Origin of the sequence: Photobacterium lutimaris (assembly GCF_003025555.1) — a bacterium.
Classification (GTDB): domain Bacteria; phylum Pseudomonadota; class Gammaproteobacteria; order Enterobacterales; family Vibrionaceae; genus Photobacterium; species Photobacterium lutimaris.
In genome coordinates, this window is sequence record NZ_PYMH01000001.1 from 1,040,096 (window position 1) to 1,051,480 (window position 11,385).

Consider the following 11,385-nt stretch of genomic DNA (forward strand, 5'->3'; position numbering starts at 1 on the left):
AAAGATAGAATATCTGTAATTCCCAATCAGCGTATCATCAGCTGTAATTAATTTTAATGACACAGCACACTTTATTAACTCAGAATTATATACGTCAATAAAGAATAATTTGCACTTCAACAATATGCATTTCACGCTTCTATATGTTCACTCCATATTTTCCTAATAATTAAATTATTTCTTTTACGCTCATAACCTACAGCACAGCAACATCTCTTACCTTGATAGATACCTTTTACGACAAGATTACTGGAGGTTTTACTTCCCCCTCCTAAATCGTAAACTTTTAATGTTCCTTCAAAGCCAGCTTTTTTTAATTGTGCAGTGATTCTCTCCTGCTCTTCATTTTTAGTCACATGGCTAAGCATATAATAAACAACTATATTTCCCATTATTTCCCTTTATGCAGCTATGTTCAGAAATATTTCTCGCTACATAAGAGTAAGTTTAGGTGAATTTAAACGCAGTACGCGTGATAAAATCAAATAAACCTAGACAGTATCTGCATGGGAGAGCTACTTTCAGGCCATGCCTAGCGCCACCACTTACATTCGACAACATTAACCAATAATATAAATTTTGGCAGAAACTAGTTTGCTGCTATTTAAATCAGCTCTCCGCACTTTCCTCCGATTTAGTTTATTGACCGATCGGTGGCCAAGGCCTGTGCTGCTCAGAATCAATCCACTCAGTAACCCATTGAGGTAAAATTGGCGTTTCAACCTGTTCGCCCATTGCTTCAAGTAATTGAAGAGGTGAAACCAAGCCACTTTTAGAGGTCACACCGGCTCGAATCAAGACAGAGGAGCACGGCTTTCCATCGACCCACATAGATTGCTCGACATACAACCACTTGTCGTCCCAACCTACGCACTGTGTGTACATTTTCACTTTGTGAAGCATATGAATACGTTTGCGATAGCGCACTGAGCTACCAGCGACGACTAAAGCCCAACGCTTTCTTGCCAATACCTTCATCAACCCACACCGAATACCCAGCTCAGTCCGACCCAAATCATAAAGGGTGAGCACGCGGCCATTGTTCATTTCATTAAAAATATCGAGGTCCCATGGATGACATGAGAATGATATTTCATTTTTATCCGTAATATGAACCGGAGAGTTGCGCTTGGCTTGCCACAATACTTTTGCTAAACGTATAAACGGGTACATAATCAGCTCTTCCTTAAACTGTTATTTCTTTTCTAAGTGTCCAATGCTTAATGTAACAGTAATGATGGCATTTGTTACAAAAAAGTAGAGCAAAAAATCTAAGCTCAAGAAATTATTACCAAACTTGGGCTATAGGCCCATCACTGATGGGTAACAGCAATCAAATGGTATACCAATATGCCAACGCATAGTCGTGGCCGTTGGCAATCTTAGGTAAGTTAACTTGAACAATTAGTTCATAAGTATTTTTCTATCGGGAAGAACTGCAAAAAACGAGATTGAAGTCGTTCCCAGCGACCTGCTTCTGGTTCGCTGTCCCAGCTCTCCATACCGGAATACCAACGGATGTCACCGTTATCCAGGTTAAGCCGCCAGCTATTATCTTCGCTCATCGCCCTCTCGATATCATCAGCCAGACCTTTAGCGATACGCTCATCTTCAATCACCAGAATCGACTCTGTATTAAGGTAGGTTGAGCGTAAGTTGAAGTTAAAAGAGCCAATAACTGCCACTTTTCGGTCAAAAACAACAGACTTTGCATGAAGGCCGTAGGCTGTAGTTGGGGCGCACTTTGACTCGTCTCGCGTAGACTCCACACACAATTGCGCCTCTGGTTTTAACTCAAACAGCTGGATGCCATGATCAAGCATGTCGTGTCGCCGGCCCGCATAACCAGAATGATTAGTCACGAGATCATTAGAGACCATTGAATTGGTGAGTGCTTTTACCTGAATACCATCATTGATTAATAGCGCCAGCATACCAAGCTGGCGATCATCAAATATCAAATAGGCCGATTCCACTACAATTTCTTGCTGAGACAAATGAGAGAGCTTAGCTAAGAACCTAGCCGTCTCTTTTGGCTTGTTGGTGTTATCAACATCAACAGGTATGGGCTGATCAGAAATATAACGCGCTTCAACCCAAGTCATCTCATCCATCAAGTCTTTAAGGAAGGTATTTGCGACGTCACTTCCCTCCGGTAATGAAGGGTAAGACTTGGAACTAGGAGCAACAATGTTATCTAGCTTAGGCAATTCTGTTGTGGCTTCCCCTCCCAACAAACTGACAGGGTATGCCCAACGACTCCCCCAATACTCCCCAAAATTCGCTTGAATATCAGTAACCACAGATCCTATCACCAGCACATCTCGGTCACGGAAATTAATTTCATCTGAAAGATCAAAGTATTCATCACCAATATTACGCCCGCCCACAATCGACATAGCACCATCAACAGTAAAGGACTTATTGTGCATACGACGGTTTAAGCGATCAAAATCCCCTAAAAAGTTTAGCCACTTGGTTACACCACGACGGGTAGGAATTGGGTTGAAGATGCGGATCTGTATATGAGGATGTGAATCAAGTGCCGTCAGCAAATCCTCTCGTTCGTCGAGATTGATATCATCGAGCATGATACGGACTTTCACACCGCGATCTGCAGCCGCGATGATACGTTTGGCTAGGTATTTACCCGAATTGTCTGAGTTCCATATGTAATACTGTATATCGATGCTGTGTTCAGCACTCTCGATAAGTGCCAGTCGCTGAGCCAGTGCATCCCAGCCAGTATCCTGTAGCAGAACAGCACTCGTTCCTTGTTTAGATTGCTCCGGCCGAGCGGTGTCAACCAAATCTGACAATGTACTACTCAATGCCGGGACTGACGGCTCAGTTGGGTGCTCAATTTCCTTGGGAAGGGACGCACAGCCGTTAAGAATTGCAACGGCGAACATGATGGCACTAATGCGTTGGAGCACTTGCATTTATTAGACTTCCTATTTACTTCGAGTAACCAGTTCTGGTTCTATCTATCCATAAAAATTTAGTATATCAAACTAGCCAGCTAACATCGCTATTGAGTTATTACTCTACCCCCATAATCCCTCTAATACGCTACCGCCAAGCTCACAGCAAAGTCTCATCGGAAGATGAATTGCCAGCAGTGCAAGTAACGCACTGGATTTGCATTTGTAGCAGACAACCTCCTCACAGTTTAACTAATTGATTGGCATAAAAGATTGCTGTCTGAATGGCTACACGGCATGGTAACGGCAGGTTTTATTTTTCTTTCAGGCTTCATCATGACAACGTTAAACCACCTGCACTTCTATGTTGGTACTTACACCGACACACCAAGTACTAGCGAAGGCATTGCTCACATCACCCTAGACCCCATGACCGGTGAGATTACCCGCCAGAACGAGCTCGTATCATTACGTAATCCCTCTTATCTCACCACGACGAGCAAAGGACTTTACAGCTTTAGTGAAATCTCACAACAAGAAGGCGCAGCTCTGCAATTCTCTTCGCGCATGGGGAATATCTATCTTCCCATTGCGGGGGATTTTCCTTGTCATCTCGATATAAAAAACCCCTATCTCGCCGTGGCGAATTATGGTTCTGGAAATGTAGTGGTTTATCTAATAGACGAAGATGGCCGACCATTGCAGGCTATTGCTGACTTATACGAAGGGGGGAACGGGCCAAACAAAGATCGTCAGCTCTCCCCTCATGCGCATCAAGTGACCTTCCTTAAACATTCGAATCAATTAGCTATCGTCGATCTTGGTTCTGATCGTATTCGGTTTTATGACTGTGACACAAAGAGTGGCAAACACACATTCACGCTCGGGCAAAGCATCGCTATGCCTGCTGGCTCGGGGCCCCGGCATCTAGTATTCAACCAATACGAAACACATGCCTATGTGGTCTGTGAATTATCTGAAACGCTCGTTGTACTCACTAAAACTGACGGCATTTGGGCGATCACGCATCAATGCGAACTATTAAGTAATGCTGAAAATGGCGAGGCCGCATCAGCTGTTCGCCTTTCTGCCGATGAGAGGTTCTTATACGTCTCTTGTCGCGCTCAAAACAAGATCTGTGCGTTTGATGTCTCCAGTGAAGAGCCAGTCATACTTGATGTTTATGACTGTCAGGGGCAGTTCCCGAGAGACTTTGCCATATCTGAAAACGGACAATGGCTCATCGTAGCCAATCAGCATTCGAATACTATCGCCAGCTTTAAGCGCAGTGTAGAGACGGGAGAAATAACACCAACGGGATATCAATGCAGCGTTGATGCACCAGTGTGTTTAGCGGAAGTGACTCATTGAAGTATTCGCTATCGTAGGGAAAGAATAAGCAAATAGAATATGCCTCTGTGGATTCACAGAGGCATTAATTATGCCGTTTTCAGCTTGGCAAGTACTTCGTGAAGCGAAGGCACAATCGCATGACCGAACTGGCGTACTTCGTCACACGGTTCAACCAAATCAGGGATCTGAAACGTCATCATGTTGGCTGCAACAGCCGATCTGACACCATTGTTCGAATCTTCAAAGGCCAGACAATGTTGAGGTTCAACATTTAAGCGGCTAGCCGCCAGTTGGTAGATCTCTGGATGAGGTTTGCCATTCGCCACTTCACAACCGGTTGTGAGGTTATCAATGTACTTCGCCAAACCAGCCAGCTCTAATTTTTTCGTGGCAACTTCATGAGCGGTAGACGTCGCGACAGCAATCGGTGTGCCCTGCGCTTTCAACCACTCCAATAGCTCAATCACGCCTTCTTTTAAGGGGATCGCCTGATGTTTTACCACTGCATTATAACGCGTGCGCCATTCATCATGCAGGCGGTCTAAGTCATCGCCATAGGCTTTACGAAAGATGACGTCAATGCTCGCAGCATTACAACCAATAATAGAAAGATAAACATCTTCATGGAATGGCAGATTTTGTACTGCACAAGCTTCTTTAAAGATACGCATACAAACGCGCTCAGTATCGAGAAGCAAGCCATCCATGTCGAAAATAGCAGCTTGATAATTCATTACTTCACAGACTTTTTGGTGGAGACAACGCATTTTGACACAATGCACGATGATTTAGCTATAAAAACGGATATGGAAACGACTCTCTGCCCTATTTCCGTCTAAGTCGAGTTTGGCCCTTTTACCACCAGTTGCAGCGCCAAAGGCCCTTCGCACGCATAATTTCAGTTACATAGTCCAACAAAGGTGCGATAATCCCGCAACTCCGTATTCCGACAGTCAGTCGGTACACAAAGAACTGTGATTCAAAAGTAACTTAATCAGTAGGACATCCTTCAATGCGCGCCTTTGTATTACGAGCCAGATCCGCTCCTACCGACAGCCAGCAACTACTGGCTTCAGTTGGCCAAGAAGCTCACACCGAAATTTTGGCCCATACCCTAATGAATTCTATCTTTGTGGCGCAATCGCACCGCGAAGATGTCATCGTACACTTGGTACTGGAAAGTACACAGGATTTCTCTCGTACCGTTACCTTTGTAGCCAATGAGATGACCAACATTGGTGGCTTTCATGAGCAGGCATTGCTAGCCAAGGTGGCCAAAGCATTGGACGCTTCTCGAGGAATGACCAAAGAGCAAGAGCGTCAAGTTGAACCGGGGATCACCGTTCAAACCAAGAGCTTTGAAAAGTTAGTAAAAGAACTCGCTGAAGATTACCAGCTATATATGATGGACAAGAAAGGCGCGTCAATTCGCGAACAAGAATTCAGCGGCAACGTCTGTTTCTTGTTGACCGATCATATCCCAATGCCGAAGAAAACCTATAAGAGCCTAGAGCGTCTTGGTACCCAGAAGATCAGCCTTGGACCAAAGATGATTTTTGCTTCACAGTGTGTCGTACTGATCCACAACGAGCTGGATCTTTGCGAATAACCAACGGTTATAGCTTGAAGAAAATGAGTTATCGAAAAGCCTGGACTGGAGCCTACGAATAATAATGGTTTCAACCCAGGCTTTTTATTTAATGTCGCTACCAGATATCAAATCACAAATCCGTTATTTATCAATTAGTCAGCTTGCTTATACTTGTGCAACAGATCTAACGGAATATGGCAATAGTCATTGGGATAACGCGTTAATCGATCTTGATGCTCTTCATCGCTTTTGACGTAATTAGATAGCGGCATCACTTCAACAGCGATACGCTCTTTGTCTTTTTGCGTGTCAAGATACTCTCGGACCTGAACAAGGTGCGATGGATTCTGGCTATACACTCCCGTACGGTACTTTGGCCCCACGTCAGCGCCTTGCTTGTTGATACTGTATGGGTCGATGATTTCAAAGAAAAATGCCATTAGTTGTTTTATTGTCACGACTTCGGCATCAAATTGGATCAAGACACATTCAGCATAACCATCGTAATCACTTTGTGTGGTATGGGTCGTGCCGTTCGCACGACCGGCCTCAGTGAATGTCACACCGGGAAGATGTTTCATGAATTCCTGAACGCCCCACAGGCAGCCGCCAGCAAAGTAAATCTTTTCCATTTCAGTCTCCTGAGTTTTTATTATGATTTAATTACAGAGAACTCAATAGCAAGAACTCGATGCCAACAAGATAGCGAAGATTACCTTGCTATCCTTGGCATTTTAAACGGTGATTACTCGCCACTTTTCCGCTTTGGCTTAAACTGCTTAATGCTCTTCTTCGCTTGACTACGGCGGTTGGCTTTTTTGTCGCGCGGCGGGCGTTTTCGCTCAGTACTGGATACCTGCTCGGCAGGCTTATCCGTGACTGGAAACCCATCCAGTTCGGCAGTCTCCATCGAGCGGCCTGTTAGTTGGCGAATAGACATCAGCGCCTCGGCTTCGCCATGACAAACTAAGGAAATGGCTAAACCATTTTGGCCTGCACGAGCAGTCCTGCCAACTCGGTGTACATAGACTGGCGCATTCTCGGGAAGATCCGCATTGATCACCACAGGTAGCGCATCAACATGTATGCCACGGGAAAGCAGATCGGTCGTGATCAACACTCGGGTTTCAAGCGATTTGAAATCAGCAAGGGTGTGTTCCCGTGCCGACTGATCTTTATCACCATGCAAAGCTGCAACGCTGATACCAGCTTTATTCAAACGCTTAGCCAGGGTGTCTGCCGCTTTTTTCTCGCTCACAAAGACAAGTACTTGCTGCCAGTTGTTTTGCTTCAACAGAGCAATCAAGGCTTGAGGTTTACTCCCCTTGTTAACCAAATAAAGCTGCTCTTTGATTTCGTCAACCACACTGTTCTGCAGGTTAGCTGCAATGCGCTCCGGCTGATACATCACCCCTAGCGCAGCCGCTTCCAGTGTTTCAGGCAAGGTTGCAGAGAACAACAACGTCTGTCGTGCGGCAGGAGCAAAAGAGATGATCTTCTGTACATCGGGCCAAAAACCCATTTCCAACAGTCTATCAGCCTCATCAAGTACCAGGAGTTTCAAAGACTTCAGCGACACAATCTCTTTGCTGAGGAAATCCAGTAAACGCCCAGGTGTCGCAACAAGCACTTGAGCACCCGATCCCAGTTCTTCCTTTTGCATGTCAGCAGAGACACCGCCACATAACATGGTGACTTTAAGGCCGAGTTTGTTAGCGACTTGCTGTAAAGAGGTCGTGACCTGTGAGGCTAACTCACGGGTTGGCACCAAAACTAAACTTTGGATCTCATTTTGCTCAGCATCGACCTTCTGCAACATCGGCAAACCAAAAGCGAAGGTTTTACCACTTCCCGTTTGCGCCAACGCCAACACATCTTTCCCCTTGATAATGGTAGGGATTGCGAGTCGCTGTATGTCTGTTGGAGTGGTAAGTTGGCTTGGCAATGCGCTCAATACCACCGTATTTAATTGCAACGAAGCAAAAGTCATGGGCATTAACTGTCACGATTGAAAAATGGATGCGCAGTCTACCAGTCCATCCAAAGATTTTATAGGGACTTGATGCACTTACTCGCCTAACCTTGCAAGTAAACACAGCATGATTCGCGCTAATCTGCCGTTAGCCGATTAATAAAGCACAGCTGATGATATAAAGCTTCAGTCTTTGGCATATCAACGCCCTGCTCTGCCGCCATCTCCAATACATTTTTGTACATATACTGCAATTCCATCTCACGGCTATTACGCCTGTCCAATAGCATACTGGTCAAATACGGTTTCATCTTGGCGGTATTGTTCAACATAGTATCGATTAGGCTTGGATCAAGGGATGACCCCATCGCTTCAGCAGCAATACACACCTCTTGCATGATTGCTTTTACCAGTGCGACCGTTTCACTACAGGCCATGATTTGCGCAGTATCGGTATCCAACACAGCTGATAGCCCATTGTAGGGCACATTCCACAATAGCTTTTTCCAGCGGGCATCAAGAATGCTACTTTCAACATCCACTTCAACCCCACAGCACTGAAAGTCATCAGCAACGCTGGTTAACGCGGGCATACCCGATTCGCCATATACCCCTAATGTTAACCGCCCGTAATCGAGATGGTGTATATGACCCGGCCCGACTTTGTTCGAGCAGATAAAGCACAGTCCACCTGCGGTATAGTCGAGAGCAAGTTGATTGGTGAGCGTCTGCTCGGCACCGATTCCATTTTGCAATAAAAGAACAAGCGTGTCCGGTTTAAGCAAGGGACGAATTAATTCTTCAAGCTGATGATTCTGTGTGGTTTTCAGTGCCACTATCACAACATCGGCTTTCGGCATTGTGTGGCTGGTGTTGTACGCCTTGATTGTATCGGCTGGTATTGAATAGTCACCGTAATGGGACTCAACCTTTAACCCATGCTCACTAACGAATTGATAATCTCTGTTGAGCAGGAAGTGGACATCGTATCCGCCATGGTGCAATCGCGCACCGTAATATCCACCAATCGCACCGGTTCCAATGACTGCGTAGGTTTTATGATCCATTCCTTTAGGTCCCCTGATCCATGCATCACGATATTCTTAATATACCCTACCAAATTTTCTTAGGTCGGATTTATATTAAGCAACTAAATCAGCAAAAATTCAATTTCGCTGTTAACCGCTGTAAAATAGGGAAAGGACAACAGTAAGAATAAGATGAAATTATGATCAATGAAAATGATGTTATCACTAACCTAGACGAACTAGAGGCATTTCTGCTTTCAGTAGAAAACGGTGGTATGGGCCTAACAAACGTTGCTGGGATTGCTCTAGCAACCAACAATGCAGATGGTCGCCACTTTGTTGCAGTACTTGATGATAAACATCAACTTTTGCTTGGCCGCTGGGTAACTGACGACGTATACGAAAACGGCAAAGATCTTGTGCGTAATGGCCCCAAGAAACCGCTTCACTAAGATTTAAGCCATAAAACATAATGCCACCACACAATTTACTGGTGGCATTATTTAACATTCGATTATATCAACAGTGATCGTGGTTTTGACCGAGTTGGCAATAAAGCAGTTTTCATGCGCTACATGATGCATTTTTTCCAACACGTCTCTTGAAGGTACTCTTGACCCAGAAAATTGAATTGCAGGCCTTAGTGTTACTTTCGTGATTGAGCTTCTGCCTCCCCCCTCTTCCTCCAGCATTCCAAACGCTTCATCATTGTATTTATCAACTATGTACTTACGCTTTGCTGCAATCGTTAAGAAAGCCATCATATGACAGCTTGATAATGCTGCAATAAATGCTTCTTCTGGATCGACATAATCAGGCGTTGAACATGGTTGTGGGACAATATGATGGGAAGCCGATGCAGTTATAGTTTCACCACCATCAAAGCGCCATTGGTGACTTCGGTGAAATTGATTATCAATAAATGGCTCATGCTGACTACGTCGCCAAGATATTTCAGATCCAAACTCTATCATAAACACCGCGCTCCTTTACATTAACGCCACCCCAAACAAGCATACTGGCAACATTCCGGCAATTAATATTAATTAATATACTAATTCAGCATTTTGAATCGTTTATTTGTGAAACCAATCACATCATGTTTGGTACAGCTTTATATCGCTATGATATCTTTTGCATAGGAGCACAATAGCTCACTCACACATAGCATTATAGAAAAATCCGCAGAGATACTGATCTTAGGATGTGGTTTATATGAGGTTGATTTATGGATCAAGCGGACAGTCTACGAAGCCTTTTTGCCAAACAGTCGGCAAGAGAGAAGCTGATACAATGTAGGGATAAGTTACGTAGTGCAATTAAAATGGGAAACTATGAAGAAGTACAATTATTAACGGAAGAGCTAGAACATGCCCTATCGCATTTCGAAGCCAGTCTTGAAGACGATGCCCGTGATCTTCCCTAGTGTTTCCAATTTATCAATAATTCGACATAGAGACATAGAGACATAGAGACATACTATGATCATTCCCCTACCTGTAAGTTGCTATGTCATTGTAGCGGTGAACCGAGGCAATCCCCGAGAAAAACGTGGTGCGCATTTCTAAGCCGCTTATGTAGCGGTGAACGATCGGCAAATCATCTTCAATCTTGCTCGCGATTTCTAAGCCGCTTATGTAGCGGTGAACACTTTCGACACGCCCGAAGTAACCGAGCAACATTTCTAAGCCGCTTATGTAGCGGTGAACTATGCATTTACATTATGTTATCGACGCGGGTTTTTCTAAGCCGCTTATGTAGCGGTGAACAGGAGGAACATTACGTCCACCTTCGCACCCGTTTTCTAAGCCGCTTATGTAGCGGTGAACATGTAGCCAGCCTCATAAGCCTTGTTGCCTTGTTTCTAAGCCGCTTATGTAGCGGTGAACGCCTCGGCTTTCTCTTCCTCGCCCTGCTCCTTTTTCTAAGCCGCTTATGTAGCGGTGAACACTACAGACCACGGCGCGATTAATTCCGCTATTTTCTAAGCCGCTTATGTAGCGGTGAACATGGTTTGGCTTTAACTGTAGGCGGTGTCGCTTTTCTAAGCCGCTTATGTAGCGGTGAACGGGAACGGGGATAATGACACTATCTATATGGATTTCTAAGCCGCTTATGTAGCGGTGAACGTATCTTAGAAAGTGGCGGTGAAATTATCGGCTTTCTAAGCCGCTTATGTAGCGGTGAACAAAGCCGTGTCCGGTGACAGTCCTCGATGCGATTTCTAAGCCGCTTATGTAGCGGTGAACAGATTAATGAATTATTCCGAAAAGCTGAGGCTTTTCTAAGCCGCTTATGTAGCGGTGAACGTTCGTTAGGGTTATTGATAAACTCGAACCAGTTTCTAAGCCGCTTATGTAGCGGTGAACTGAGTAGGCAGCTGGTAGAACTCGTTACTCATTTTCTAAGCCGCTTATGTAGCGGTGAACAGCTGCTGGCCGTGTTTGCCGAGTTTGAGCGCTTTCTAAGCCGCTTATGTAGCGGTGAACCTGATTCTTTTGAGCGCTACTATCAGGA

Annotated in this window: 11 protein-coding genes and 1 CRISPR repeat array (1 of these 12 running past the window's edge); of the genes, 3 read left to right on the top strand and 8 right to left on the bottom strand. The window is 44.8% G+C overall.

Annotated elements, in window-relative coordinates; translation table 11 throughout:
* Nucleotides 1–131: 131 nt before the first annotated feature.
* From C9I99_RS04520 to C9I99_RS04530, 3 genes are all read right to left on the bottom strand, one after another.
* The gene (locus C9I99_RS04520; RefSeq protein ID WP_107347622.1) at nucleotides 132–392 is read right to left on the bottom strand and encodes a hypothetical protein; all 261 of its coding nucleotides are present in this window, start codon (nucleotides 390–392) and stop codon (nucleotides 132–134) included.
* A gap of 247 nt (nucleotides 393–639) precedes the next feature.
* Nucleotides 640–1,173: a thioesterase family protein gene (locus C9I99_RS04525; RefSeq protein WP_107347623.1), complete on the bottom strand. Its 534-nt coding sequence runs from the start codon at nucleotides 1,171–1,173 to the stop codon at nucleotides 640–642.
* Between the two features lie 236 nt (nucleotides 1,174–1,409).
* On the bottom strand, nucleotides 1,410–2,942 hold the full coding sequence (locus tag C9I99_RS04530) for a phospholipase D family protein (protein WP_107347624.1): 1,533 nt from the start codon (nucleotides 2,940–2,942) through the stop codon (nucleotides 1,410–1,412).
* A 318-nt stretch (nucleotides 2,943–3,260) separates the two neighbouring features.
* Here C9I99_RS04530 and C9I99_RS04535 point away from each other — a divergent pair, with 318 nt between their 5' ends.
* Complete coding sequence (locus C9I99_RS04535) at nucleotides 3,261–4,295, top strand: lactonase family protein (RefSeq protein WP_107347866.1); 1,035 nt, start codon at nucleotides 3,261–3,263, stop codon at nucleotides 4,293–4,295.
* A gap of 68 nt (nucleotides 4,296–4,363) precedes the next feature.
* Here the strand turns inward: C9I99_RS04535 and C9I99_RS04540 are convergent, their stop codons facing one another.
* Complete coding sequence (locus C9I99_RS04540; protein WP_107347867.1) at nucleotides 4,364–5,011, bottom strand: HAD family hydrolase; 648 nt, start codon at nucleotides 5,009–5,011, stop codon at nucleotides 4,364–4,366.
* A 278-nt stretch (nucleotides 5,012–5,289) separates the two neighbouring features.
* Between C9I99_RS04540 and trmY the strand changes: the two genes are divergently transcribed.
* Nucleotides 5,290–5,886 carry a tRNA (pseudouridine(54)-N(1))-methyltransferase TrmY gene (trmY, locus tag C9I99_RS04545; protein ID WP_107347625.1) on the top strand — a complete coding sequence of 199 codons (597 nt, stop codon included), beginning with the start codon at nucleotides 5,290–5,292 and terminating at the stop codon, nucleotides 5,884–5,886.
* A gap of 134 nt (nucleotides 5,887–6,020) precedes the next feature.
* Here trmY and C9I99_RS04550 read toward each other — a convergent pair whose 3' ends face one another.
* The 3 genes from C9I99_RS04550 to C9I99_RS04560 form a co-directional block, all read right to left on the bottom strand.
* The gene (locus tag C9I99_RS04550) at nucleotides 6,021–6,500 is read right to left on the bottom strand and encodes a peptide-methionine (S)-S-oxide reductase (RefSeq protein WP_107347626.1); all 480 of its coding nucleotides are present in this window, start codon (nucleotides 6,498–6,500) and stop codon (nucleotides 6,021–6,023) included.
* A 113-nt stretch (nucleotides 6,501–6,613) separates the two neighbouring features.
* Nucleotides 6,614–7,858 carry a DEAD/DEAH box helicase gene (locus tag C9I99_RS04555; protein WP_107347627.1) on the bottom strand — a complete coding sequence of 415 codons (1,245 nt, stop codon included), beginning with the start codon at nucleotides 7,856–7,858 and terminating at the stop codon, nucleotides 6,614–6,616.
* A gap of 119 nt (nucleotides 7,859–7,977) precedes the next feature.
* Complete coding sequence (locus C9I99_RS04560; protein ID WP_107347628.1) at nucleotides 7,978–8,907, bottom strand: putative 2-dehydropantoate 2-reductase; 930 nt, start codon at nucleotides 8,905–8,907, stop codon at nucleotides 7,978–7,980.
* A gap of 161 nt (nucleotides 8,908–9,068) precedes the next feature.
* Between C9I99_RS04560 and C9I99_RS04565 the strand changes: the two genes are divergently transcribed.
* Nucleotides 9,069–9,320, top strand: coding sequence for a hypothetical protein (locus C9I99_RS04565; RefSeq protein WP_107347629.1), 252 nt, complete (start codon nucleotides 9,069–9,071; stop codon nucleotides 9,318–9,320).
* Between the two features lie 51 nt (nucleotides 9,321–9,371).
* Here the strand turns inward: C9I99_RS04565 and C9I99_RS04570 are convergent, their stop codons facing one another.
* Nucleotides 9,372–9,842 (bottom strand): OsmC family protein, encoded by a 471-nt coding sequence (locus C9I99_RS04570; protein ID WP_107347630.1) that lies wholly within the window; start codon nucleotides 9,840–9,842, stop codon nucleotides 9,372–9,374.
* Between the two features lie 587 nt (nucleotides 9,843–10,429).
* Nucleotides 10,430–11,385: direct repeats of the CRISPR family, unit length 28 nt; unit sequence TTTCTAAGCCGCTTATGTAGCGGTGAAC; it runs 632 nt beyond the window's last position.

Excerpts from the sequence above, each read along its gene's own strand:
- C9I99_RS04520 (WP_107347622.1), bottom strand. The coding sequence starts at position 392 with ATGGGAAATATAGTTGTTTATTATATGCTTAGCCATGTGACTAAAAAT.
- C9I99_RS04525 (WP_107347623.1), bottom strand. The coding sequence starts at position 1,173 with ATGTACCCGTTTATACGTTTAGCAAAAGTATTGTGGCAAGCCAAGCGC.
- C9I99_RS04530 (WP_107347624.1), bottom strand. The coding sequence starts at position 2,942 with ATGCAAGTGCTCCAACGCATTAGTGCCATCATGTTCGCCGTTGCAATT.
- C9I99_RS04535 (WP_107347866.1), top strand. The coding sequence starts at position 3,261 with ATGACAACGTTAAACCACCTGCACTTCTATGTTGGTACTTACACCGAC.
- C9I99_RS04540 (WP_107347867.1), bottom strand. The coding sequence starts at position 5,011 with ATGAATTATCAAGCTGCTATTTTCGACATGGATGGCTTGCTTCTCGAT.
- trmY (WP_107347625.1), top strand. The coding sequence starts at position 5,290 with ATGCGCGCCTTTGTATTACGAGCCAGATCCGCTCCTACCGACAGCCAG.
- C9I99_RS04550 (WP_107347626.1), bottom strand. The coding sequence starts at position 6,500 with ATGGAAAAGATTTACTTTGCTGGCGGCTGCCTGTGGGGCGTTCAGGAA.
- C9I99_RS04555 (WP_107347627.1), bottom strand. The coding sequence starts at position 7,858 with ATGACTTTTGCTTCGTTGCAATTAAATACGGTGGTATTGAGCGCATTG.
- C9I99_RS04560 (WP_107347628.1), bottom strand. The coding sequence starts at position 8,907 with ATGGATCATAAAACCTACGCAGTCATTGGAACCGGTGCGATTGGTGGA.
- C9I99_RS04565 (WP_107347629.1), top strand. The coding sequence starts at position 9,069 with ATGATCAATGAAAATGATGTTATCACTAACCTAGACGAACTAGAGGCA.
- C9I99_RS04570 (WP_107347630.1), bottom strand. The coding sequence starts at position 9,842 with ATGATAGAGTTTGGATCTGAAATATCTTGGCGACGTAGTCAGCATGAG.